The following is a 24146-nucleotide window of genomic DNA, read 5'->3' as shown; positions in this document are numbered from 1 at the left end:
CCTTGTTACCTGCCCTTGGAGTTCTGCATGTTCGTGCCCCTTGCGTCCGAATCAGCCCGCCCCACCCATCGCTGGAAAGTGCTGGCGGTGGGCGTGGCCGCCAACGCCGCCTTTTCCGCCGCGGCGGCGGGCTTGCCCACCACGGCGGTGTTCATGCGCGCCGGCTACCGCCTGGACAACGATCAGTTGGGCTTGGCGCTGGGCTTGATGGGCTTGGGCGTGGCCCTGTTCGAACTGCCCTGGGGCATGCTGACCGACCGCTGGGGCGACCGGCCGGTGCTGTTGACCGGCTTGGGCGCAACCGCCGCGGCGCTGGCCTGGATGAGCGGCTTTGCCTCGCCGGATGGTGTCACCGTACCCAGCCTGTGGCTGTTGGCGGTGGGCCTGGTGCTGGTCGGTGTGCTGGGCGGCAGTGTCAACGGCGCCAGCGGCCGGGCGGTAATGGCCTGGTTTGACGAAGGCGAGCGCAGTCTGGCCATGAGCATCCGCCAGACCGCCGTGCCCTTGGGCGGCGGCCTGGGCGCGCTGCTGCTGCCCTGGCTGGCGGCGCACGCGGGTTTCGCGGCGGTGTTCGGTGCCTTGGCGCTGATGTGCGCGGTGGCGGCGCTGCTTGCCGCTTGCTGGCTGCGCGAGCCGGTCAAGCGGGGCCAACCTGCCCAGCACGGCCAATCCGTCCAATCCGTCCCATCGGTCCAATCCGCCCAGCACGGCCAATCCGTCCAGTCCGCCCAATCCGCCCAACGCGCCATACCTGCCCACCGCTTGCCGGCCACGGGCCCAAGCATCGGCCCCTCGCCCCTGCGCGACGCGCGCGTCTGGCGCGCCGCCGCCGCCATCGGCCTGATGTGCTGCCCGCAATTTGCCGTGCTGACCTTCGCCACGGTGTTCCTGCACGACGTCGGCCATGCCGGCATCGGCACGCTGACCGCGGTGATGGTGGCGGTGCAACTGGGCGCCATGGTGGCGCGCATTGCCAGCGGCCGGTGGACCGATCGCCACGGCAACCGGCGCGCCTATCTGCGCCGCTGCGCGCAATTCAGCTTTCTGCTGTTTGCGGGGCTGGGCGCGGTGGCGTGGGCGGTCAGCGGTGCGCCCACGGCGGCGGGCGCGGTGTTTGCCATGGCGGGGCTGCTGGCGGCGGCAGGCATATGCGCGTCCGCCTGGCATGGCGTGGCGTATACCGAACTGGCCACGCTGGCGGGCGCCGCGCGCACCGGCACGGCGCTGGGCATGGCCAATAGCTGCGTCTACCTGGGCTTGTTCCTGACGCCGCTTGCCATTCCGCACGTGGTCGCGGCCAGTTCATGGCCCGCCGCCTGGGTGCTGGCGGGCGTGTTGATGCTGGCGGCGCTGCCCTTGTTGCCGCGCCCCGCCCTTCGGCAAGCCGCCGATGTCATGCCTGGAATTCCCGCGCCAGCCACGCCAGGAAAGCCTTGACCGGCGGATGGCGTTCGCGCCCGGGCGCGCACAACGCCTGGTAGGCCGCGCCCGGCACCCGCACCTGTGGCCGATAGGCGGCCAGTGTGCCGGCGCGCACGCTGTCGGACACCATCACGGAGCTTGCCAGCACCAATCCTTGTCCGGCGATGGCGGCCTGCAAGGCGTAGTGTTCTTCTTCATAGGCGTGTACCGCCGACGGCGCCTGCCATGCCGGCAAACCCGCCGCCTGACACCAGGCGCGCCAGCCTTGGTCGTACAGATCGGAATCGCGCCAGCGCACGGTGACCAACGCCGGGGCGGGCGGGGGCGGGGACTGCGCTGTCTGGTTTTCGGTGCGGTTTTCCAAGCGCTTATCGGGGCGCTTCGTTGGCCGTATTTGCGTGCGCATTTGCGTGCGCTTTTGCGTGCGTTCTTCCTCGCTTTTTTCCAACTGGGCGATTTGCGACGGCGCACCGTAGACGCCGAACCATTCCGGCAACGTAGCCGCCGTATGCAGGGCCGGATACCGTTGGCGGCTGTAGCGCACCGCCACGTCCACGCTGGCGTCCTGCAACAGGTCAACCGCGTCCGCGCCGGTTTGCAGGTTCAGTTGGTATTGCGGACAGGCCTGGTGAAACCGCCCCAGGCGCGGCACCAGCCACAGCGCCGCGAAGGAATGCGTGGTGGACAGCGTCAACGCGCCCGATGCCGGTTCGGGACGCAAGGCGTCCAGCGTCTGCGCAATTTCCAGCAAGGCGCCATGCACACTGGCGAACAGACGCGCGCCGCTGTCGGTCAAGCGCACGCCACGCGGCACGCGGTCAAACAGCGCCACACCCACTTGGCGCTCCAGCAATTTGATCTGGTGCGACACCGCGGTGGGCGTCACGGCCAGTTCCGCCGAGGCCAGCTTGAAGCTGCGCAGCCGGGCGGCCGCCTCGAAGGCACGCAACGCGGTAACGGGCAGGGTGGCAAACATGGGTCTGGGGCTCCTTGTCGAGCCTTCCTTTGGATGAATTGGATTCATCTTAATCAAGGAATCGTCATTTGTCTCCGGAACGGGTGGTCCCTACATTGATGCATTTCATCTGCACCTAACCCAAGGACTCGCCATGAATTCAAATCAGCCCACTCAACGCTTGCTTATCCTGGTGGGCAGCCCCCGCCGCGACGGCAACAGCGCGGCCCTGGGCGCGGCCGCGCAACGCGGCGCGAACGCCGCCGGGCTTGCCACCACCCTGCTCTTTCTGGACGACTACATCCACGGCTTCCTGTCGGACCTGCGGCATCAGCCCGCGCCCGAAGACCGCTATCCGGAGCTGTTTTTTGAACATTTCCTGCCGGCCGACGGTGCCCTGATCTGCACACCGATCTATTGGTACGGCATGTCGGCGCAGACCAAAGCCTTCTTTGACCGCTCGTTCACCCACTACGCGGGCAGCGGGCCAGAGCCGGAACGGGTCAAGACGCGCATGACCGGCAAGCGGCTGGGCCTGGCCGTGGCGTCTGAAGAAACCTACCCCGGCGCGGCATTGGGCATCGTGCACCAGGTGCAGGAATACGCACGCTATACGCATTCGGATTTCGTGGGGTTCGTGCATGGCGCCGGCAACCTGCGCGGTGAAATCGCGGCCGACCCGCGTGCGCCCTTGTTGGCGGCCGAGCAACTGGGCGCCACGTTCTTCAGCCGGAAATACTCGGATTACCGGATCGAAACGCCGCGCGCTCGCAACGTCTGGGAATCCGCACGCAGCAACGCGCCGGGCGTGCTGCCGTAAACCTGTTTGAACACACGGGTCAGGTGGGCCTGGTCCGCAAAGCCCACGGCCTGGGCGGCCTGCGCCAGGGGCAAGCCAGCGCGCAACAACACCCGCGCCCGCGCCACCCGCCAATTGCGCAGCCAGGCCTGCGGCGGCAGCCCGTAACGCCGCGCAAACTGCTTGACCAGCGTGGTGCGATGACGGTCCTGCGCGCGCGCCAGCGCTTCCAGGTCCGGCGCGCAAGCGGGGTCGGCGGCCATGCATTCGCGCAGCAAGGCGCAGACGTCCGGCTCGTTCTTTCCGCCGGCACTGTCGGCATCGTCCGTGCCATTGGCGCCGTCAGCCCCATTGGCGCCCTCCATATGCCCCGCGCCGATGGCGTCGCCGTGCGCCGCCAGAAGACCGAACAAGGCGGCCGAAATGCGTTCGCGGCGTTCGGCGTCGGGGATGGGGGCAGGCGTCAGCGCGGCCAGCCATTGTGCGCACAGCGCGGGCGCCGTGATGACCGGTGCGGCCAAGCGCGCGGCGGCGCCAAACCAGGCCTGCGCGTGGTCGTCGAACCAGGCGGCGTCGATGTACGCCATGCGGTAGGCCAAGGGCGCATCCGACGTGCCGCCCGTGTGCACCTGGCCTGGCGCGATCACCACCAGGTCGCCCGCGGCGGCCGAATACTCCGCGCCATGCACCGTGAACGCGCAGTGGCCGTGTTCGACAGCGCCGATGGACCAGGCGTCGTGAAAATGCGGCGCGTAGCGATACGCGCGCAGGTCCGCGATCAGCACGTCGCCGGGCAAACCCGCGCCGCAATGCCAGATGTGTTGGGAAACCGCCATGGGATCGCCAAAAAAACGCTGGAAGAACGCAATACGGTCGTTAGCCGAAGTACCCGCCGTCGGCCTTCAACGAACGGGCCAGTAGCCACGCATTGCCGGGATTTTCACCCACGCGGCGGATGGCGTAGGGCCACCAGTCGCCGCCAAAGGGCAGATAAACCCTGACGTTATAGCCCAAGCCGCGCAGCGCCAGTTGCCAGTCCGGCCGCACGCCATAGAGCATTTCAAATTCAAACGCGTCGGGCGACCAGCCGCGCTCGCGCGCCAAGGCCATGATGGCGCCGGCCAGGCGGTCATCATGCGTGCCGAACACGGGGTAGAAACCGGCCTCGCGGGCTTCGCGCGACAGCATGATGGCGGCCGCGTCCAGATAGGCGTGGTCGATGCGGTCGCGGCCCGCGTGGTCCAGCGCGCGCTCGGGAAACGCGCCCTTCACCAGGCGCAAGGACGTGTGCTGGCGGATTGCCCAGGCCAGGTCTTCTGGCGTGCGCCGCCGCCGCGCCTGCAAGGTCAGGCCGGCGGGCAACCCCGCTTCCAGCAAGCTGCGGTGCAAGGCGCAGGTGCGTTCGCGGATGCCGGCATCTTCCATGTCCAGCACCATCCAGTTCCGCCCCGCGCCCGCCGCTTGTCCCACCGCCTGCGCCGTCCCCGGCCCCGCCGCCAGCCGCAGCGCCTGGCTGATGCGTCGCGCGTTGGCCTCGCCCAGGGCATCGCTGGCCATGTAGCCGATAGCGGTGGGGTCCACCGACACATGCACGTCCAGGCCCGCCGCGCCCAGCGCGCCGCACGCACGGATGGCCTGCGACACGTTGTGCTCGATGGCGGCCGGATCGGCCACGTATTCGCCCAGATAGAACAGCGATGCCCGGATGCCGTGCGTGTCGCGCAGCCGCAGCGCGGTGCGCACGGCGGCGTCCACGTCCGCCCCGCCCACAAAGCGCTGCGCCAGCGACGTGCGCGCCGCCACCGCCCGCATGGCGCGCCCCATCGCGGGGCTACGCGCCAGCGCGATGGTGGTTCTTTGGAAAATGCTCATGGATGCTCCCGCTAGAGAGCAACACTATGGCGGCGCGGCGTGGGCTTGTATTGAACGCCCGTGAATCTTGAACCCTTCCGGATTCAAGGCCGGAACGGCGCGGGGTCCAGCGGCAATTCCAGGCCGGCCATCTGCGCCGTCAACAGCGCGGCGCTGCCGCAGGCCAAGGTAAAGCCCAAGGCCCCCTGGCCGATGTTGAGCCACAGGTTGTCGGCGGCGGGGCTGCGCCCAATCAGCGGTTTGCTGGTCGGCGTGGCGGGACGCAGGCCAGCCCAGGGAATGGCCTGGGACAGGTCCAGCCCCGGAAATGCCTCGTGCACCTGCTGCTTCAACAGCGCCACGCGCGCCGGATCAATATCGGCGTTGTCGCTGCCGATATCCACCATGGCGGCAATGCGCAGCACCTTGCCCACGCGCGCATAGACGATGCGGCGTTCGTAGTCCGTGACGCTGATGCGCGGAGCCACGGTGTCGTCGTCGGACAAGGGCACGCTCAGGCTGTAGCCCTTCAGCGGATACAAGGGCACGTCATGCCCCAGCGGCTTGAGCAGCGCGCGGGTGCCGATGCCGGTGGCCAGCACAATGGCGTCGGCGCCGATATCGCCGTTGCGCGTGTTCACGGCCACGATGCGGCGGCCCTCCCGCTGCAATCCGGTTACCGGGTTGGACATCGCGCATTCCACGTTGCCCAGCAATTGCAGGCGGTCGAACAGGCCTTCGGTGAACTGGCGGCAGTCGCCGGCTTCTTCGCTGGGGGTGTAGATGGCGCCGGCCAGCTTGCTGCCCATGGCGGCAAGCGCGGGTTCCATCGCCAAGGTCTGCGGGGCGTCCAGCACCTGCTGCTGGGCGCCATGGCCCGCCTGGTAGGCCACCAGCGCGCGCGCCTTGTCCAGCAAGGCCGCGCTGCGATAGGCGATCAGCTTGCCGTTTTTCAAGTGGCCGAAATCCAGGTTTTCCTGTTCCAGCAACGTGTGCATGACGTCGCGGCTCAGGTAGGACAAGCCCAGCAATTGCGCGGTGGACGCCTTGGCGACCGACGCGCGGCACGCCAGGGCAAATTGCAGGCACCAACGCCATTGATGGGGGTCCAGCCGGGGCCGAAAGCGCAGCGGGGAATCCTGGCGCAGCAGCCAGCCGGGCACGCTGGGCAGCACGCCCGGGCCGGCCAGCGGGGCCACATAGCTATAGCTGAGCTGGCCGCCGTTGGCGTAGCTGGAGACTTCCGCCGGACGCGCCTGGCTGTCCACCAGCACCACGTCGTGGCCCTGGCGCGCCATGAAATAGGCGGACGTCACACCGACCACGCCCGCACCGATTACGCAAACGCGCATGCCTTCATCCAAGAGAACAGGGAACGCCTCCATTCTGGAGCGCGCGCGGGCCGCCCGGCAAATGCCAAACGCCGCAGCATCCATAACAAAACATCATGCCCTGGGTTCAGTTCAGGCGGCGCGGTGCAGCTTGATGATGGCGGCGGCGGTGGGGTCGCGCACCAGATCGGCCAGGGTGTAGGCGTTAAGCGCGTCATAAAACGCCGCCAGCGTTTGCGCCAGCACGCCCGCCAGCCGGCAGGCGCCGTCCAGCGCACAGGGCGGCTCGCGGCAGTCGATCAAAGGCCCTTGCTGTTCCAGTTCGCGGATCAGGTCGCCCACCTGATAGGCGGACGGTTCGCGCGCCAGGCGCATGCCGCCGCCCTTGCCACGCACGGTGCTGACCCAGCCACGCTGCGACATGAAGTGCACCACTTTGACTAGGTGATTGCGCGACACGTCGAACCGCCCGGCGATCTCCGGGATGGTCACGGCGGCGGGCCGGTCACGGCATTGCGTCAGGTACATCAGGACGCGCAAGCCGAAGTCGGTGAATCGGGTCAGTTGCATGGCGTGGTTGGGGCCCTGGACGGCCTGGGAATATCAGGCCGCCAGGATACACCGCTCAGGCGGGCGCGCCGCCGGTGCCGAACGCTTCGGCATGGATGCGGCCCGGCTCCACGCCCAGCTCCAGCAAGGCAGCGCGTTGCGCGGCCATGAAGGGCGCCGGCCCGCACAGGTAGTAGTCGGCGCCGGGCACGATGGCGTCGTCCGTGATGGCGCGCAGGTCCACGCGGCCGCGATGGTCGTAGTCCACCCCGGCCTGGTCGCCGTGGCCCACCTCTTCGTAGAAAACCGCCTTGCGCACGTTGCCGCGCTCGGCCGCAATCTGGTTCACATGGTCTTTCATGGCGTGCACCGAACGGTTGCGACAGCCGTGAACAAAACGGATCTGGCGTTCGTCGTTGGCGCGGACCAGGTGATTCAGGATGGACACCATGGGGGTCAGGCCCACGCCGCCGCTAACCAACACCACGGGCGCATCGCTGTCGTCCTTCAAATGGAAGTCGCCCTGCGGCGGCGCTACGTCCAGCACGCCGCCCTCTTGCAGGCGGTCATGCAAGGCGTTGGACACGCGCCCCGCCGGCGTGTCGGCCCCCGCCGCTTCGCGCTTGACGGAAATGCGCAGGCGGTCCTGGCCGGGCGCGTCCGACAAGCTGTATTGGCGCGGCTGCATCAGGCCCAGCTCGGGCACATACACGCGCACCGACACGTACTGCCCCGGGCGATACGCTGGCACGGCGCCCCCATCGGACGGCGCCAGGTAGAAGGACGTGATCTCGGCGCTTTCCGGCTGCTTGCCCACCACGCGGAACGCGCGCCAACCCGTCCAGCCGCCCGGCTTGGCGGCCGATTCCGCGTACAGGCGAGATTCTTCGGCAATCAGCAGATCGGCCAACTGGCCGTAGGCGGCGGCCCAGGCGTCCACCAGTTCATCAGTAGCGTCCGCACCCAGCACTTCGCGGATGGACGCCAGCAAATGCTTGCCCACGATGGCGTAGTGCTCGGGCCGGATGCCCAGGCTGACGTGCTTGTGCACGATGCGCGTCACCACGGGCGCCAGCACGGACGGGTCGTCAATGTGTTCGGCATACGCCGTCACCGCGCCCGCCAAGGCGTGCTGCTGCTGGCCGCCGGCCTGATGACCCTGATTGAAAACCTGCTTCAGCTCGGGGTTGTGTTCGAACATGCGCGCATAGAAATGGCGCGTCAACGCCACGCCGTGCGTCTTGAGGACGGGGGCCGTGGCTTTGACCAGCGCGCGGACTTGGGGGCTCAACATCTGCTGCTCCTTGAAGGGCGATCGGGGATCGCTTTTTAAACATGCATTAATAATACATCTTTAAATCCGAAGGACAAAACGAAGATCCATACGTTTGTAATGTCAGTCAGCGTCGCGTAGCCATTCGCCAACAAGTGTTAGCGCAGGCAATGCGCAACCCACGGCGCCGCGCCATGTTGGATACGTTGTGTAGTCAGTGGGACCCCGCCAGACCACCGACGCCATCCAAGCGCTGCCCAGGCGCCAACTGCACGCGCGCCAATTACCGGGTGGCGCCCGCAAGCGCCATCGGCCGTCTGTACCCGGGTCCAGCCCGAACAAGGCCATATCGGCAGGGAAATCCAGCGCCGCCGCCTTGATGAAGGCCTCTTTCAGCGTCCACAGCAGATAAAAGAGTTGGCCTTGCGCCGGCCCCGTCAGCGCCGCCAGCGCGGCGGCCTCTTGCGGCGAACATACCCATTGCGCCAGCCGGGCAAAATCTCGCGGGCGCAGGCTTTCAAGGTCGGCGCCCAGCGCCCATCCCGCTGGCGCGCTGGCGCAGACGGCATGGCCGCCGCTGTGGCTAAGCGACATCACCGCTCCAGGGGCGGCAGTCCGCCTGACCTCGTGCTTGAGCGCGCGGCTGACCCGCCAGTCTTCCTGGGCTTTGGGGCCTGTCCGCCCGGACACGCGCGCCCTGTCCTCCAGGGACAAGTTCTCCACTAGATAGTGATCGGCGGCGCCTTTGTCCGCCCAATACATGAATAGTTCCTGAATATCCACAGCAATAGGTAACCGATTATATGTACCGTAAACCTGCCCCGTAGCTAATAGACAAGGACAAAGTAACCATTAAAAACAAAGTCCGCGCAACTGGCCATAGTAGAATCGCGCGCTATGTTGACGTTTTCAATCGCGCAATGGCAAGGTTGGACGCAAGGAATGGAGTCGCCCGACGACTGGTATTACTGGGCGCAACACCCTTACTGCCCCCTGGATAGCCCTCGCGCGCCCCGCCTGGATTTTTTGCCGCCCATGCAACGCCGCCGACTCAGCCCATTGGCTCGCGCGGTGTTCGAGTGCGCGTGGCCGCTGGCCGCCGATCGCCCCGCGATGCCGCTGGTGTTCGCCTCGCGGCACGGTGAAACCAGCCGCAATTTCGGCCTGCTGCAGTCCTTGGCGGCGGATGAGCCCTTGTCACCCACCGCGTTCGGCCTGTCCGTGCACAACGCCATCGCCGCGCAGTGGTCGATCATACGCCGCGAAACCACGGAATCGGTCGCCATTTCCGTGGACGACGACGGCCTGGAACACGCTTTCATCGAAGGCGCCATGCTGTTGGAACAGGGACATGACGACGTGCTGGTGGTGCTGGCCGAAGAGCGCCCGCCCGCCCCCTACGCCCCGTGGATCGACGACGTGCCCTACACCTACGCCGCCGCCTTTCACCTGCGCGCGGGCACTGAATGGACGCTGTCCATGGCGGCCGAGCCGGCCCGCCCAAACCCGCGCCCTGCCACCGATGCCATCGCGCCCCCCGCCGCCGAGGCATCGCAAGCCTGGCCAAACCCCTTGAATCTGCTGCGCCACCTGACGCTGCGCACGCCCTCCTGGGGGCATGTGAATCGCGCTCGACGCTGGACCTGGACCCGCAACGCATGACTAGCCCTACCCAAACCCGCCAGGACTTCTGGCTCTGGCGCCTGGTGGCCACCGGCATGGCGTTCACGATGTTCGGCCTGGGCGGCGTGCTGCTGCGCGTGCTGGTCTTTCCGCCCCAGCGCCTGTTGCCGGGCGGCAAGCTGGAACGCCAGCGCCGCGCGCGCTGGGCGCTGAACGGCACGTTCCGCCTGTTCATCCGGTTCATGGTCCGCGTCGGCATCCTGACGGTGGAATTCAAGGGCGCTGAACGCCTGGGCAAGCCCGGGCAGATGATTCTGGCCAACCACCCGTCATTGCTAGACGTCGTTTTCCTGGTGGGCCATGTCAAGAACGCCAATTGCATCGTCAAGCACGGCCTGGCCACCAACCCATTCACGCGCGGCCCCATCGCCAACGCCGGCTACATCACGAACGACGAAAGCTTCGACATGTTCGACCGCGCCGCCGATGTGCTGCGCAACGGCGAAACCCTGATCGTCTTTCCGGAGGGCACGCGCACGCCCCCCGATGCCTTGCCGCAGTTTCACCGGGGCGCCTGCGCCATTGCACTGCGTGGGGCGCGCGTCGTCACACCTGTCGTCATCCGGATGAACCCGCGCAGCCTCACCAAGGGTGAACCGTGGTACCGAATTCCGGCGCGCCGGATGCGCTATGTGATCCAGGTGGGCGAAGACATCGACCCCACCGTCTGGAGCAGCGCGCACCCCCTGCCCGCCGCCGGACGCAAGATGAATGCCTGGCTGCATGCCTATTTCGAAGCCGAGCTGGCGCGCGCGCCGGCCGGTGCTGTCATGAACGAACAAGCCACCCCGGCGGGTGGCAGCGGAGTTGAAGCGGGATGAACCAACTGGAACTTGAGCTCAAGACGCTCGTCATCGAATCACTGGGGCTGGAAGACATCAGCCCCGACGACATCGCGTCCGACGCGCAACTCTTCGGCGACGGCCTGGGGCTGGACTCGGTCGATGCGCTGGAACTGGGCCTGGCGCTGCAAAAGCGCTACAGCATCGCCATCGACCCTGAAACGCGCAACATGCGCGAGCATTTCACCAGCATCAACAGCCTGGCGGCCTTTGTCACCGCCCAGCGGCGCGCCTGACGCATGGAGTCCACGATGCATACCCGCGAGGACATCTTCAATACGTTGCGCGATGCGCTGGTCGAACTGTTCGAGATCGAACCCGAGCGCGTCACGCCAGAGGCCCATCTGTACACCGATCTGGAAATCGACAGCATCGACGCCATCGACCTGATCGACCACGTGCGCCGCCAGACCGGCCGCAAGCTGGATGCGAACGACTTCCGCACGGTGCGCACCGTCGAGGACGTGGTTCAGGCCATGTGGCAAAAGCAGGCTCCCGACGCATGAGGCGCGGCGTGGCGGCCGGTTTGGCCGTAGCTGGCGTGGCGTACCCCTTCGTGGTGCATGCGACGCTGGGCCGGGTCAGCCCCGCGTGGCTGGCCTTGCCGCTGGCCGTGCTGTGGTTGTTGCGCGGCCTCACCGCGCGCGCCGGACAGCCCGGCGGCCGCTTGCTGCCCGCCGTTGCCGTCACCTTCTGCCTGATTCTTGCCCTGTGCAATACCGAGGCATGGCTGCGCTGGTATCCCGTGATGGTCAACGCGATGATGCTGGCCATCTTCGGCGCCAGCCTGCGCGTGGGCCGCCCGGTGGTCGAACAGCTGGCGCGCCTGCGCCACCCCAACCTGCCACCCGAAGGCGTGCGCTATACCCGCAACGTCACGCGCGCCTGGTGCGTGTTTTTCGCCTTGAACGGCGCGGTCGCGGCGGGTTTGGCGGCGTGGGGGCCGTGGAGCTGGTGGATGGCCTATAACGGCGCCATCAGCTATGGCTTGATGGGCCTGCTGATGGCAGGCGAATGGCTGCTGCGTCCAGCGGCCGCGAAGGCGGTTTAAGCCATGCGCTGGACACCGCTGGAACACCTGCTGCTGCCGTCGGACACCGCCGACAACCTGTGCATCGCCGACGACCCGCCGCTTGCGCGCGCCGCCTTCGCGCAAACCAGTCTGCGCGTGGCCGCGGCCTTGCAGGCGCGCGCGCCGCGCCGAGTGGCGCTGTGGTTCGACGACGCCGCGGCGCTGGCCGTAGCTCTCTTCGCCTGCTGGCGCGCGGGCGTCGTCGCCGTGCTTCCCGGCGACGCGCAGCCCGCCACCTGCGCCGCGCTGGACCCGGAAGTTGCCGGATGGCTCACCGACGCCGACTTGCCCCTGCCGCCTGCCCGACAATGGCGGCTGGCCGAGCTGCAAGACCATCCCCCGCTGGCGCCCGCCAGCCTGGACCCGTCCGTGGGCCTGGTGCTGTGTACCTCGGGATCAAGCGGTACGCCCAAGCCTCTGCACAAACCGTGGCGGCAATTGTCGGCAGAGGTCCAGGCCTTGCAGCAGCAATGGCCCGACCTGGATGCGCCCGTGCTGGGCAGCGTCTCGGCCCAGCACATGTATGGCCTGCCTTTCCGCGTGCTGTGGCCGCTATGCGCGGGCCGGCTGATCGACCGCCGCCAACGGCTTTATCCCGAAGAACTGCAAAAGGCCAGCCTGCGCTACCCGACCTTCACCTGGATCGCCAGCCCCGCCTTGCTGCGCCGCCTGGGACAACGGCTGGACTGGGCGCAACTGCGCGGCCGGCTGCTGCGCATCCACTCGTCGGGCGGCGCGCTGCCGACCGAGGTTTCCGACGACATTGAACGCGAACTGGGCCTGCGTCCCACCGAAATCTACGGCAGCTCTGAAACCGGCGCGGTCGCGTGGCGGCGCGGGTCGGCGGACTGGCAGCCGCTGCCGGGCGCGACCATCAGCGTGAACGCCGACGGCGCCTTGCGCGTGCAATCGCCGTGGGTGCATGCCGCCGACGAGCAAACTGCCGACGGCGCGCAGCTTAGCGCCAACGGCTTCCAGCTACTGGGCCGCCTGGACCGCATCGTCAAGATTGAAGAAAAGCGCATCTCGCTGCCCATGCTGGAACTGTCCTTGATGCGCCACGCCTATGTCAGCGACGCGCGCGTGGGCAGCGCCACCGGCGCCACGCGCCTGACGGGGCTGGTGGCGCTGTCGGCCACGGGCTTGCACGTACTGCGCAACCAGGGCCGCAAAACCGTCGTTGAGGCGCTGCGCGCGCACCTGGGCGCCGGTTTCGAATCCTTGGCCATTCCGCGCGCGTGGCGCTTTTTCAGGCACCTGCCCAGCAATGCTCAAGGCAAGCTGCCGCAGGCTTTGTTCGACGCGGCGGCCGGCCCACGCCCGGTTGACCCGATTGCTCAGGAAATACCCGGCCAGCCCGCCAACGAACGCCGCTACACGCTGGACATCCCCTACGACCTGGCTTTCTTCAGCGGGCATTTTCCATCCGTGCCCGTGGTGCCTGGCGTGGCCCAGATCAGTTGGGCCGTATCGATCGCCCAACGCGAGCTGTGCCCCGGCTTGCGCTTTAGCGGCATGGAAGCCTTGAAGTTCCAGCGCCTGCTGCGCCCGGGCGACCGCGCCCTGCTTGCCTTGCGCTGGGACGACACCAAACAGAAGCTGTATTTCACCTGCACGGTGGACGACGCCCCTTGCTCGTCCGGCCGCATTCCGCATCAAGACGACCATGGCGCAACAACATAAACTCTGCGCGGTCATCCCCGTCTATAACCACGGCGCCACCGTCGCGGCCGTGCATGCGCAATTGGCGGCGCAGGGCCTGCCCTGCGTGCTGGTGGACGACGGCTCTGAACCCGGCTGCGCCGCCGTGCTGGACGCATTGGCCGCGCAACCGCGCACGCATCTGATTCGCCGCAGCGAAAACGGCGGCAAGGGCGCGGCGGTGCAGGATGGCCTGCGCGCCGCCGCCACGTTCGGCTATACCCACGCCTTGCAGGTGGACGCCGACGGTCAGCACGCGCTGACGGACGCCGTGGCCTTGGCCGACGCTTCCCGCGCCCAGCCTCAAGCCGTGATCTGCGGCGCGCCGGTCTATGGCGACGACGTGCCGCGCAGCCGTCTTTATGGGCGCTGGCTGACCCGCGTCTGGGTATGGATCAACACGCTGTCGCTAGACATCCCCGACGCCATGTGCGGCTTTCGCGTCTATCCGCTGGCGCGCGTGCTGCCGGTCATTGCACAGGCCAGCGTGGGCCGCCGCATGGATTTCGACATCGCCATCCTGGTGCGCCTGCATTGGCGCGGCGTGCCGATGGCCTGGCTGCCCACCCACGTCAGCTACCCCGAAGGCGGCGTGTCGCACTTCAAGGGCCTGCGCGACAACCTGCTGATCAGCCGCATGCATGCGCGGCTGTTCTTCGGCATGCTGGGCCGCGCGCCCGCCTTGCTTTGGCGCCGCCTGGCGCAAAAGGCACGATCGTGAGCGCCACAGATCCCCACTGGGCGCACCAGCCCGAGCGTGGCAGCCCCACGCTGATGCGCCTGACGGCCTGGGCCGCCCGCAGGCTGGGCCGCCGCGTCGTGGCGCCGGTGGTGTGGTTGGTCGTGCTGTACTTCTACGCCTTCGGCGGCCGCGCGCGGCGCGCCATCGCGCAGTACCAGCAGCGGTTGACGCAAAGCACGGCGCGTCCATCACAACCCGTACCGCTGCCACGCACCCTGCCGGTGTACCGCCAGTACCTGGCGTTTGCCGACGCCATGCTGGACAAGCTGGATGTCTGGCAAGGCAAGATCACGATGTCGCACCTGGACATGTCCGACCCGGACGGCCTGCACGCGCAAATGGGCGTGGGCCGTGGCCAGATCCTGGTGGGCTCGCACCTGGGCAATATCGAAGTCTGCCGCGCGCTGGCGGAAAAGTCCGGCCTGCTGCGGCTGAACGTTTTGGTGCACAGCAAGCACGCGGTCCACTTCAACCGCCTGCTGGGCGAAGCGGGCGGCGGGCTGCGCATGATTCAAGTCAGCGAACTGGATGCGCCCGTCATGCTGGACCTGGCGCAGCGGCTGGATCGTGGCGAATGGCTAGCCATTGCCGGCGACCGCGTGCCGCTGCAAGGCGACCGCACAACCCTGGTTGATTTTCTGGGCGCCCGCGCCGCCCTGCCGCAAGGGCCGTGGCTGCTGGCCGGCCTGCTGCGCTGCCCCGTCAACGTGCTGTTCTGCACGCGCCACGGCGCGCGCTATCGCGTCGCCATGGAACGCCTGTCCGACGGCATCGACTGGACGCGCGCAACGCGCCAGGAACGCATCGCCCACTGGGCGCAACGCTACGCCGACCGCCTTGCCGCGTATTGCCGCCAAGCGCCCTTGCAGTGGTTCAACTTCTACCCTTTCTGGAAAGACGATGCGTAAACGAGGCCTTATCGGCGCGGAAATCGACATCCGCGTGCCGTTCTTCGACGTCGATTCGCTCAACGTCGTATGGCACGGCCACTACGTGAAGTACCTGGAACAGGCGCGCTGCGAACTGCTGGACCAATTGGGCCACAACTACGACGCCATGCGCGCCAGCGGCTACGCCTGGCCGGTGATCGACCTGCATCTGCGCTACGCCCAGCCCGCCCAATTCGGCCAGCGCCTGACGGTGCGCGCCGAACTGGTGGAATGGGAAAACCGCTTGAAGATCAACTACCTGATCCTGGACGCGGCCACCGGCCAGCGGCTGACGCGCGGCACCTCGGAGCAAGTCGCGGTGTGCATCGAAACCCGCGAAATGCAATTGACGTCGCCCACCGTTTTCGTGGACGCCGTGCAGCGCAGGCTGCAAGCGCTGGAGTCCGCGGCATGAGCATGCTGAACATCAACGCGCTCGGCATGAACGTATTCCGTTCCCTGCACCGGGCCACTTGGATTCAGGCCACGCGCACCGTCGCGCATCGCATGGCTCTGCTGCTGTTGCTGGCCGCCCTGCCCGCGCACGCCCACGCCTTTGGCCTGGACGACCTGCAAGCCCAGTTGCGCGCCACGCCCATTGTGCGCGGCCACTTCGTGCAGCAAAAATTCCTGCGCTCGCTGCCGCAACCGCTGACCAGCCGGGGCGACTTCACGTTGGCAGCCGGCAAAGGACTGTTGTGGCTGCTGCGCACGCCCATCGCGCAAGATCTGCGCATCAACGCCAAGGGCATTGCGCGGCGCGACGAATCCGGCGCCTGGCAAGCCCTGCCGCAGCAAACCGGATCCAGCCGCGAGAACCAGCTGTTCCTGGCGGTGCTGGCGGGCGACACGAAGGGCCTGCAAGAAAACTTCGACCTGACGCTCACGGGCGAGACCCACGCCTGGCAGTTGCTGTTGACGCCCCGCTCCGCCTTGCTGCGCCAGATTTTCGACAACATCCAGATCAACGGCGGCAAGCTTGTCGACCGCATCGAATTACGCGAAACCCAGGGCGACCGCAGCGTCCTGCAAATGACGGACGCGGCCCCCGCCGATGCACTGACCCCCGAGGAGCAACGTGCGTTTGCCGATTGAGCGCTGGCTGCCCCGGCTCTTCAAGCTGGGCTTGTTGCTGGTGCTATGCGTGGGTGCCTGGCAGTGCCGCCATGGCTGGCCGGTGTCCGCCAACCTGATGGAACTGGTGCCGCACGCCCAAACCGACGCCACCCGGCAGTTGGCCGAAGCCCGCATCCAGGAGCCGCTGTCGCGGCAGTTGCTGGCGCTGGTGGCCGCACCGCCTGGCGCCGACCCGGTTGCCCCCGCGCGCGCCTTGGCCGAGCGCCTGCGGGCAAGCGGCCTGTTTGCGTCGGTACAGCTTGAATTGAATGTGGACGTTCCCGCGCTGCGCGCGCAACTGCTGGGGGCCGGCTTGCCATGCTGCCGGTGGCTGACCGCGAACAACTGGCCTCCGACCCCACCGCCTACGCCCAGCGGCGCGCGCGTGAGTTGTCCGACCCGTTTTCATCGTCGGGGCTGGTGTCCGTGGACCAGGACTGGCTGGGCCTGACGCGGCGCGCCGAACAGGCGCTGCGCCCGGGCGGCACCGTGCAATACGACATGGGCAGCGGCACGCTGCAAGCCGATCACGGCGGTAGGCGCTGGGTGTTGGTGCGGGCCGAAACCCGCGCGGACGCTTTCGATACCGACGCGCCGCAAGACCTGGCGGCGCGCATCGATGACGCGCGCCAAGCGCTGCGCGCCGACGGCGCTGAATTGTTGGTGGCGGGCGGCCCGCTATACGCTGCGGCCGGGCGGACGCAGGCCATGGCGGAAAGTGCATGGATCGGGTCCATCGCCTTGGCGGGCATCGTCCTGGTGCTGCTGTTGGCCTTGCGCCGCGTGCGCGCCCTGCTGGCGTTCGTGCCCGTGGCGGTGGGCTTGCTGACCGGCGCGGTGGCCTGCGTTGCGGTGTTCGGTTCGATCCATGTGCTGACGCTGGTGATCGGCGCCAGCCTGATTGGCGTGGCGGTGGACTTTCCCATGCATTGGCTAGGCAAAAGCTACGGCATGGCCGACTGGCGAGCGTGGCCCGCGTTGCGCCGCGTGTTGCCGGGGCTGAGCATCAGCCTGGCGGCAAGTCTGGTCGGCTATATCGCGCTGGCCTTCACCCCGTTTCCCGCACTGACACAGACCGCCGTCTTTTCGGCGGCTGGCCTGTTGGGCGCTTACGCCTGCACGGTGTGCCAGTTGCCGGCCTGGATGAACGGCTGGCAACCCCGCCCCTGGCCGCCTTTGCTGCAAGCCGCAGACGCCGCGCTGCGCCTGCGCGAACGCCTGGCGGGCCGGCGCGTGCTGTTGGTGGTCGGCGCGCTGGCGCTCAGCGCCGCGACGGTCGGCGGCATCAGCCGCCTTGTCATCCAGGACGACCTGCGCCAATGGCTGAGCCTGCCCGCGCCGCTGTTGCAGCAGGCGCGCCAGATCGGCGAGATCACCGGCTACACGCCCACCAGCCAGTTCTTCCTGGTGCGCGGCGCCAACGCTGATGAACTGCTGCGCAGGCAGGCCCAAGTGGCCAGCAAGCTGGACGCGCTGGTCAAGCGCGGCGATCTTGCCGGCTACAACGCGCTGAGCCAACTGGTGTCGCCCGCTGAAGACCAGCGGACGCTGGGCCAACGCCTGGCAGCCCTGGCGCAACAGCCGCAGGTGTGGAAGCCATTGACCGACCTCGGCATTCCCTTGGACGCCGTGCAACACGAACTGCAAGCCCTGGCCGCGCTGCCCGCGCTCGGCATCGACGCCGCGCTGCAAGGACCGCTGGCCGAACGCTGGCGCGCGCAATGGCTGGGGCTGCACGGCGGCGAGGCGGCCGGCATGGTCACCTTGCTGGGCCTGCGCAACACCGCCGCGCTGGAGGGCATCACGCAAGGGCTGCCCGGAGTCGAACTGGTGGACCGCAGTGGTGACCTGAACCGGATGTTCGCGTCCACCCGCATCGAAGCCGCCGAACTCAAGCTGCTGTCCTACGTGGTGGCGGCGGCGTTGCTGTTGCTGACCCTGGGCCGCGCCGCCACCTGGCGCATCCTGTCGGTGCCCGTGGCCGCCACCGCCTGCGCCCTGGCGGCCCTGGGATACCTGGGCCAGCCGCTGACCTTGTTCAGCCTGTTCGGCCTGCTGCTGGTGTCCGCCATCGGCGTGGACTACGCCATCTTCATGTACGAGCGCGTGGCGGGCGCGGCAGCCAGCCTGGTCGGCATCTTGCTGGGCGCCGTCACCACGCTGCTGTCGTTCGGCTTGCTGGCCGTGAGCCAGACGCCCGCCATCGCCAACTTCGGCATGGCGGTGGCGCTGGGCGTCGCCTTTTCCTTGCTGTGGTCACCCTGGGTGCGTCCGCCCCCGGCGGCCTGATCGTGGCCGAACTTTTATTGCACCGACATGGAATCAACTCGCATGGAACATCGTGAAGTCGTCGTCATTGGAGCAGGCCCCGCTGGCGCGGTCGCGGCCGCGCTGCTCAAGCGGCAAGGCCACGATGTGCTGATGCTGGAACGCCAACAGTTCCCGCGCTTTTCCATCGGCGAAAGCCTGCTGGCCCACTGCCTGGAATTCGTGGAAGAAGCCGGCATGATGCCCGCCGTGAACGCGGCGGGCTTTCAAGTGAAGAACGGCGCCGCCTTTGCGCGCGGCGACGACTACACCTACTTTGACTTCCGCGACAAATTCACCGCCGGCCCCGGCACCACCTTCCAGGTGCAGCGCGCGCAGTTCGACAAGGTGCTGGCCGACGACGCCGCCCGCCAGGGTGTGGACGTGCGCTACCAGCAGGAAGTGACCGCCGCTGATTTCAGCAGCGAGCAGCCCGTGCTGAACGTGCGCGGCGCCAACGGCGACAGCTATCAGGTTCAGACCCGCTTCGTGCTGGACGCCAGCGGCTACGGCCGCGTGCTGGCGCGCCTGCTGGACCTGGAACGCCCGTCGTCCATGCCCCCGCGCAAGGCCATCTTCACGCACATCGAAGACCGCATCGACGACCCCGGTTTCGACCGCGAGAAGATCCTGATCAGCGTGCATCCCGAACAGCCCGACATCTGGTACTGGCTGATTCCGTTTTCCAACGGGCGCTGCTCGTTCGGCGTGGTGGGCGGACAAGACCTGTTCGGCGGCCCCGACCAAGACTTGATGACGACGCTGCGCGCCATGGCGGACGCCGCCCCGAACCTCAAGCGCGTGCTGGCCAACGCGGTCTGGGACACGCCCGCCAACACCATCGGCGGCTACTCGGCCAGCGTCACTCGGCTGCACGGCCCCGGCTATGCGCTGCTGGGCAACGCCGCCGAATTCCTGGACCCGGTGTTTTCATCGGGCGTCACCATCGCCCTGCGTTCGTCCAAGCTGGCCACCGACGCCTTGCACCGCCAATTGGGCGGCGAACTGGTTGATTGGCAGGCCGATTTTGCCAAGCCCCTGATGCTGGGCGTGGAAACCTTCCGCGCCTATGTGCAGGGCTGGTACAGCGGCGAATTCCAGGACGTCGTGTTCCACAAGAACCCGCAGCCGGAAATCCGCCGCATGATCAGTTCCATCCTGGCCGGCTACGCCTGGGACACGGCCAACCCCTTCGTCGCCAGCCCGCAACGCCGCCTGCGCATGCTGAGCGAACTTTGCCGTGTCGCCGCCACGCAAGCGGAAGCGGTCTGACGCGCATCATGCATCCCCTTTCAACCCTCCTGTCTCCGCGCCGCGCCATCGCCACGGCGATGCTGCTTGCCGCGCTGGCCGGTTGCGCCAGCGCCCCGCCCGTTCCCGCGCGCGACGCCCACTTTGCCTTGCCGCGCCAATTGCATGTGGTGCAGTCGGCCACCGGCCAGCCACGGGTGGACACGATGCTGGTGGTGCAGCGCGAAGGCGCGGCGTTGCGCTGGTCGCTGTTTGACCCGATGGGCGTGCCGCAAGCACGGCAGATGCTGGAAGCCGGTCGCTGGCGCAACGATGGATTCCTGCGTCCCAACGCCCAGGCCCGCGATCTTTTCGCCGCGCTGATGTTCGCGTGGACACCGCAGGCAGAGCTGGACGCGGCCTACGGCGCGGGCGCGTGGCGCGCGCAGCGGCACGATGACGGCACTGCTGAACGCAGCCTGCTGGATGGCGCCCAGGTTCGATGGACGGTGCGCTGGCCGCAAGCCGCGCGGCCCGACGTCTTTACCATCAGCGGCGCCGATGGCGTCATGTGGCGGGTCGAACCGCTGAAGGAGTCGCCATGAATGGAAGCCGCAATGGACCGGGCTGCAATGAAGGGGAGCCGACATGAACGGGAGCCGACATGAATAGAAGCCCCATCACCAGTTGGCTAAGCGCCCCCGGCATCGTCTGCGCGCTGGGCGCGGGCGTGGACGCCGTTGCGCAAGCGGCCTTCAGCGGCGATACGCACGGCATGCGCAGGCAGGCCGGCTGGGTCAACGGCCGCAGTCTGACGCTGGGCGCTTATGACGGCGCCTTGCCGACGGTGTCCGACGCCCTGCCCGCCCATCTGCACAGCCGCAACAACCGCCTGCTGCTTGCCTGCGCGGACCAGATCGCGCCGACATTGCAACGCGCCATCGCCCGCCATGGCCCGGCCCGCGTTGCCGTGGTGCTGGGCACCAGCACGTCGGGCGTGAACGACAATGCGCCAGATTTCCGGGCGCTTGCCGCCGAAGGCGCCTTTCCCCCTGGCTACGATTACCGCCGTCAGGCACTGTCGTCGCCCGCCGCGTTCCTGGCCGCGCATCTAGGCGTGACCGGCCCGGCCTACACGCTGTCCACCGCGTGCACATCCAGCGCCCGCGCGCTGCTGTCGGCACGCCGCTTGTTGGCCCTGGGCCTTTGCGACGCGGTGGTGTGCGGCGGCGCGGACACGCTCTGCCGCCTGACGATCAATGGCTTCGCCACGCTGGAAGCCATCGACGAGAGGCTTTGCCAGCCGTTCTCGGCCAACCGCCGTGGCATCAACATCGGCGAAGCCGGCGTTCTGTTCGTGATGGAACGCGACGCCTCTGATGCGGATGCCGTGGCCCTGCTGGGCGGCGGCGCCAGTTCGGACGCCTGGCATATGTCGGCGCCCGAGCCCTCCGGCGCGGGCGCGCGGCAAGCCATGCTTGCCGCCCTGCGCGCCGCCGACGTCACGCCCGCCGACATCGGCTGGGTCAATTTGCATGGCACCGGCACCGTGCACAACGACGCGATGGAAAGCCTGGCCATGCATGCCGTGTTTCCCGAAGGCGTGCCCTGCGCGTCCACCAAGGCCTTGACCGGTCACACGCTGGGCGCCGCCGGCGCCATGGAAGCGGCGCTGGCATGGATCACCTTGTCCGAGCGCACGGCCGATGGCCGGCTCATGCCCCACGTCTGGGACGGTCAGCCCGACCCGGCGCTGCCCGCGCTGGATTTCAGCAACGGCTTGCACCGCTACGCCCAAGGCCGGCCCCGCATCGCCATGAGCAACTCGTTCGCGTTCGGCGGCAACAACGCCAGCCTGATCCTGGGAGCCCGCCCATGAACGCATGCCCCTGGCCCATTGCCAGCCTGCTGCCGCACGCAGGCAACATGATCCTGATCGACGACGTGCTGGGCTACGACGCCGACAGCCTGCGCGCGCGCGCCGTCGTCAAGCCCGGCCCCTACTCCTTGCCCGACGGCTCGCTGCCGCCCTGGCTGGGTATGGAGTTCATGGCGCAAGCCGTGGGCGCCTGGGCCGGCTGCCACGCGCGCGAAGCGGGCGCCACCGTCAAGCTGGGATTCCTGCTTGGCACCCGGCGCTATGACTGCCACTGCGACGGCCTGCCCGTGGGCATGGCCTTGTCCATCCACGTCCAACGCGGCCTGATCGACGCCAGCGGCATGAGCGTTTTCGAATGCGAATTGCGCGAAGAGCGTAATGAAAGCAACGAAGGCGACGACGCCCCTCTGCTGGCGCACGCCCGGCTGAATGTCTATCAGCCCAAGGACCCCAACGAATTTACTCAGGAAGCCCCCCTCACATGAGCGCTGCCCCCATACTCGTCACCGGCTCCAGCCGCGGCATCGGCCGCGCCATCGCGCTGGCCCTGGCCGACGCCGGCCATGACCTGGTCCTGCATTGCCGCCAACAACGCGAACAGGCCGAAGCCGTGCTGGCCGAGGTCACCGCGCGCGGCCGCCAGGCCCGCATCCTGCAATTCGACGTGTCCGACCGCGCGCAATGCGCGGCCGTGCTGCAAGCGGACGTGGACGCGCACGGCGCCTATTACGGCGTGGTGCTCAACGCCGGGCTGACGCGCGACGGCGCGTTCCCGGCGCTGACCGGCGACGACTGGGACCAGGTGCTGCGCACCAACCTGGACGGCTTCTACAACGTGCTCAGCCCGCTGGCCATGCCCATGATCCGGCGCCGCGCGGCGGGCCGCGTGGTCTGCATGGCGTCGGTGTCGGGCCTGGTGGGCAACCGTGGCCAGGTCAACTACAGCGCGTCCAAGGCCGGCCTGATCGGCGCCGCCAAGGCGCTGGCCGTTGAACTGGCCAAGCGCCAGATCACCGTGAACTGCGTGGCGCCCGGTTTGATCGATACCGACATGATCGACGAGCACGTACCCGTTGAAGAAATCCTGAAGGCGGTGCCGGCCCAACGCATGGGCAAGCCCGAAGAGGTCGCCGCCACGGTGGCCTTCCTGATGTCACCCGGCGCCGCTTACATCACGCGCCAGGTCATCGCCGTCAACGGAGGCTTGTGCTGATGAACCGCGTCGTCATTACCGGCATGGCCGGCATCAGCGCGCTGGGCTCGGATTGGGCCAGCGTGCAGCAAGCATTTCAATCGGGCCGCAGCGCCATCCGGTACATGCCCGACTGGTCGCGCTTTGCTGAACTGAATACGCGGCTGGCCGGGCCGGTGGAAGATTTCCGCGTGCCCGCGCACTGGACCCGCAAGCAACTGCGCAGCATGGGCCGCGTGTCGCAACTGGCCGTGCGCGCCGCCGAACTGGCGCTGGAAGACGCCGCGCTGTTGGGCGACGCCAGCATCACCGACGGCCGCATGGGCGTGGCCTGCGGCTCGTCGGTGGGCAGCACCGACGAAATCCGCGCCTTCGGCAATATGCTGCAAAACGGCGTCACCGACGATCTGAACGCCAATTCCTATGTGCGCATGATGCCGCACACCACGGCCGCCAACGTCGGCATTTTCTTCGAACTGAAAGGCCGCATCATCCCCACGTCCAGCGCCTGCACCTCGGGCAGCCAGGGCATCGGCTATGCCTACGAGGCCATCCGCTACGGCCGCCAGCAGATGATGCTGGCCGGCGGCGCGGAAGAACTGTGCGCCAGCGAAGCGCTGGTGTTCGATGCGCTGTATGCCACCAGCCAGCAGAACGACACGCCGGAACTCACGCCCCGCCCCTACGACCGCGACCGCGATGGCCTGGTCATTGGCGAAGGCGGCGGCATGCTGGTGCTGGAATCGCTGGACCACGCGCTGGCGCGCGGCGCGCGCATCCATGCCGAAGTGGTCGGGTTCGGCAGCAATTCAGACGGCACCCACATCACCCGGCCCGAAGCCGCCACCATGCGGGTCGCCATGGAAATGGCGCTGGCGGATGCCGGCCTGCCCCCGGAAGCCATCGGCTACGTAAACGGCCACGGCACCGCCACCGAACAAGGCGACATCGCCGAAACCCAGGCCACGCACGCGCTCTTCGGCAGCCGCATGCCGATCAGCTCGCAGAAAAGCTATCTGGGCCACACGCTGGGCGCTTGCGGGGTGCTGGAGTCCTGGTTCAGCATCGAAATGCTGAATCGCGACTGGTACGCCCCCACGCTGAACCTGCGCAATATCGATCCGCGTTGCGGCGAACTCGATTACCTGCAAGGCGATGGCCGCCGCATGAGCAACGAGTACGTCATGAACAACAATTTCGCGTTTGGCGGCATCAACACGTCCCTGGTTTTTCGCCGCTGGCCTTGAGCCGGCGTCCTCTCTTTCAGCCCTTG

27 protein-coding genes are annotated in these 24146 nt (G+C 67.8%); 20 read left to right on the top strand and 7 right to left on the bottom strand.

Annotation, left to right across the window (positions count from 1 at the left end):
• Positions 1 to 27 precede the first annotated feature (27 nt).
• Positions 28 to 1437 carry an MFS transporter gene (locus ELS24_RS11315; protein WP_127184156.1) on the top strand — a complete coding sequence of 470 codons (1410 nt, stop codon included), beginning with the start codon at positions 28 to 30 and terminating at the stop codon, positions 1435 to 1437.
• On the opposite strand, the gene ELS24_RS11310 is transcribed toward ELS24_RS11315, so the two are convergent.
• Positions 1394 to 2398 (bottom strand): LysR substrate-binding domain-containing protein, encoded by a 1005-nt coding sequence (locus tag ELS24_RS11310; protein WP_127184155.1) that lies wholly within the window; start codon positions 2396 to 2398, stop codon positions 1394 to 1396. The genes ELS24_RS11315 and ELS24_RS11310 overlap by 44 nt on opposite strands.
• Before the next feature lie 133 nt (positions 2399 to 2531).
• On the opposite strand from ELS24_RS11310, the gene ELS24_RS11305 reads away from it, so the two are divergent.
• A complete protein-coding gene (locus ELS24_RS11305) occupies positions 2532 to 3197 on the top strand; it encodes a flavodoxin family protein (RefSeq protein WP_127184154.1) in 666 nt (221 codons plus the stop codon).
• On the opposite strand, the gene ELS24_RS11300 is transcribed toward ELS24_RS11305, so the two are convergent.
• The 6 genes from ELS24_RS11300 to ELS24_RS11275 all read right to left on the bottom strand — a co-directional run bounded on the left by ELS24_RS11300 (position 3122) and on the right by ELS24_RS11275 (position 8942).
• Positions 3122 to 4012, bottom strand: a complete 891-nt coding sequence (locus ELS24_RS11300) for an AraC family transcriptional regulator (protein ID WP_127184153.1) — start codon at positions 4010 to 4012, stop codon at positions 3122 to 3124. The two genes, ELS24_RS11305 and ELS24_RS11300, sit on opposite strands and share 76 nt — an antisense overlap.
• A 40-nt stretch (positions 4013 to 4052) precedes the next feature.
• The gene (locus tag ELS24_RS11295) at positions 4053 to 5048 is read right to left on the bottom strand and encodes a proline dehydrogenase family protein (protein WP_127184152.1); all 996 of its coding nucleotides are present in this window, start codon (positions 5046 to 5048) and stop codon (positions 4053 to 4055) included.
• Positions 5049 to 5131: 83 nt separating this feature from the next.
• On the bottom strand, positions 5132 to 6379 hold the full coding sequence (locus ELS24_RS11290) for a D-amino acid dehydrogenase (protein ID WP_127184151.1): 1248 nt from the start codon (positions 6377 to 6379) through the stop codon (positions 5132 to 5134).
• A 111-nt stretch (positions 6380 to 6490) separates the two neighbouring features.
• Complete coding sequence (locus ELS24_RS11285; protein WP_127184150.1) at positions 6491 to 6928, bottom strand: Rrf2 family transcriptional regulator; 438 nt, start codon at positions 6926 to 6928, stop codon at positions 6491 to 6493.
• Positions 6929 to 6983: 55 nt separating this feature from the next.
• Positions 6984 to 8201 (bottom strand): NO-inducible flavohemoprotein, encoded by a 1218-nt coding sequence (gene hmpA, locus ELS24_RS11280; protein WP_127184149.1) that lies wholly within the window; start codon positions 8199 to 8201, stop codon positions 6984 to 6986.
• Between the two features lie 102 nt (positions 8202 to 8303).
• A complete protein-coding gene (locus tag ELS24_RS11275) occupies positions 8304 to 8942 on the bottom strand; it encodes a 4'-phosphopantetheinyl transferase family protein (RefSeq protein WP_240669492.1) in 639 nt (212 codons plus the stop codon).
• 135 nt (positions 8943 to 9077) lie between these two features.
• Here ELS24_RS11275 and ELS24_RS11270 point away from each other — a divergent pair, with 135 nt between their 5' ends.
• Genes ELS24_RS11270 through ELS24_RS11190 form a run of 18 tightly spaced genes read left to right on the top strand, consistent with a single transcriptional unit; the run spans position 9078 to position 24120 of the window.
• Positions 9078 to 9842 carry a beta-ketoacyl synthase chain length factor gene (locus tag ELS24_RS11270; protein ID WP_127184148.1) on the top strand — a complete coding sequence of 255 codons (765 nt, stop codon included), beginning with the start codon at positions 9078 to 9080 and terminating at the stop codon, positions 9840 to 9842.
• On the top strand, positions 9839 to 10684 hold the full coding sequence (locus tag ELS24_RS11265) for a lysophospholipid acyltransferase family protein (protein ID WP_127184147.1): 846 nt from the start codon (positions 9839 to 9841) through the stop codon (positions 10682 to 10684). Before ELS24_RS11270 ends, ELS24_RS11265 begins: the two co-directional genes overlap by 4 nt.
• Complete coding sequence (locus ELS24_RS11260) at positions 10681 to 10941, top strand: phosphopantetheine-binding protein (RefSeq protein ID WP_050450366.1); 261 nt, start codon at positions 10681 to 10683, stop codon at positions 10939 to 10941. Before ELS24_RS11265 ends, ELS24_RS11260 begins: the two co-directional genes overlap by 4 nt.
• A 15-nt stretch (positions 10942 to 10956) precedes the next feature.
• The gene (locus tag ELS24_RS11255) at positions 10957 to 11211 is read left to right on the top strand and encodes an acyl carrier protein (RefSeq protein WP_050450365.1); all 255 of its coding nucleotides are present in this window, start codon (positions 10957 to 10959) and stop codon (positions 11209 to 11211) included.
• Entirely contained in the window at positions 11208 to 11756 is a 549-nt protein-coding gene (locus ELS24_RS11250) for a hypothetical protein (protein WP_050450364.1), read from the top strand. The genes ELS24_RS11255 and ELS24_RS11250 overlap by 4 nt, the downstream gene beginning before the upstream one ends.
• A 3-nt stretch (positions 11757 to 11759) precedes the next feature.
• Positions 11760 to 13460 (top strand): AMP-binding protein, encoded by a 1701-nt coding sequence (locus ELS24_RS11245; protein ID WP_127184146.1) that lies wholly within the window; start codon positions 11760 to 11762, stop codon positions 13458 to 13460.
• Positions 13444 to 14199: a glycosyltransferase family 2 protein gene (locus ELS24_RS11240; RefSeq protein WP_127184145.1), complete on the top strand. Its 756-nt coding sequence runs from the start codon at positions 13444 to 13446 to the stop codon at positions 14197 to 14199. Before ELS24_RS11245 ends, ELS24_RS11240 begins: the two co-directional genes overlap by 17 nt.
• A complete protein-coding gene (locus ELS24_RS11235; protein ID WP_050450066.1) occupies positions 14196 to 15128 on the top strand; it encodes a glycosyl transferase in 933 nt (310 codons plus the stop codon). Before ELS24_RS11240 ends, ELS24_RS11235 begins: the two co-directional genes overlap by 4 nt.
• Positions 15121 to 15564: an acyl-CoA thioesterase gene (locus ELS24_RS11230; RefSeq protein WP_050450067.1), complete on the top strand. Its 444-nt coding sequence runs from the start codon at positions 15121 to 15123 to the stop codon at positions 15562 to 15564. Before ELS24_RS11235 ends, ELS24_RS11230 begins: the two co-directional genes overlap by 8 nt.
• Entirely contained in the window at positions 15561 to 16244 is a 684-nt protein-coding gene (locus ELS24_RS11225) for an outer membrane lipoprotein carrier protein LolA (protein ID WP_240669491.1), read from the top strand. The genes ELS24_RS11230 and ELS24_RS11225 overlap by 4 nt, the downstream gene beginning before the upstream one ends.
• Positions 16228 to 16716, top strand: coding sequence for a hypothetical protein (locus ELS24_RS31245; protein ID WP_240669490.1), 489 nt, complete (start codon positions 16228 to 16230; stop codon positions 16714 to 16716). Before ELS24_RS11225 ends, ELS24_RS31245 begins: the two co-directional genes overlap by 17 nt.
• Positions 16686 to 18554: an MMPL family transporter gene (locus ELS24_RS11220; protein ID WP_240669548.1), complete on the top strand. Its 1869-nt coding sequence runs from the start codon at positions 16686 to 16688 to the stop codon at positions 18552 to 18554. The genes ELS24_RS31245 and ELS24_RS11220 overlap by 31 nt, the downstream gene beginning before the upstream one ends.
• A gap of 42 nt (positions 18555 to 18596) precedes the next feature.
• Positions 18597 to 19844 carry an NAD(P)/FAD-dependent oxidoreductase gene (locus tag ELS24_RS11215; RefSeq protein ID WP_205736964.1) on the top strand — a complete coding sequence of 416 codons (1248 nt, stop codon included), beginning with the start codon at positions 18597 to 18599 and terminating at the stop codon, positions 19842 to 19844.
• An 8-nt stretch (positions 19845 to 19852) separates the two neighbouring features.
• Positions 19853 to 20407, top strand: a complete 555-nt coding sequence (locus ELS24_RS11210; RefSeq protein ID WP_127184143.1) for a hypothetical protein — start codon at positions 19853 to 19855, stop codon at positions 20405 to 20407.
• Positions 20408 to 20466: 59 nt separating this feature from the next.
• Entirely contained in the window at positions 20467 to 21681 is a 1215-nt protein-coding gene (locus ELS24_RS11205; protein WP_205736963.1) for a beta-ketoacyl-ACP synthase, read from the top strand.
• A complete protein-coding gene (locus ELS24_RS11200) occupies positions 21678 to 22166 on the top strand; it encodes a hotdog family protein (protein ID WP_127184142.1) in 489 nt (162 codons plus the stop codon). The genes ELS24_RS11205 and ELS24_RS11200 overlap by 4 nt, the downstream gene beginning before the upstream one ends.
• Positions 22163 to 22894 (top strand): 3-oxoacyl-ACP reductase FabG, encoded by a 732-nt coding sequence (gene fabG / locus ELS24_RS11195; RefSeq protein WP_050450073.1) that lies wholly within the window; start codon positions 22163 to 22165, stop codon positions 22892 to 22894. Before ELS24_RS11200 ends, fabG begins: the two co-directional genes overlap by 4 nt.
• Positions 22894 to 24120, top strand: coding sequence for a beta-ketoacyl-ACP synthase (locus ELS24_RS11190; protein WP_127184141.1), 1227 nt, complete (start codon positions 22894 to 22896; stop codon positions 24118 to 24120). The genes fabG and ELS24_RS11190 overlap by 1 nt, the downstream gene beginning before the upstream one ends.
• The last annotated feature ends 26 nt before the right edge of the window (positions 24121 to 24146 follow it).

Source organism: Achromobacter spanius (assembly GCF_003994415.1).
In the GTDB taxonomy this organism is placed as follows: Bacteria; Pseudomonadota; Gammaproteobacteria; order Burkholderiales; family Burkholderiaceae_B; genus Achromobacter; species Achromobacter spanius_C.
This window is presented reverse-complemented; position numbering and strand designations above follow the sequence as displayed.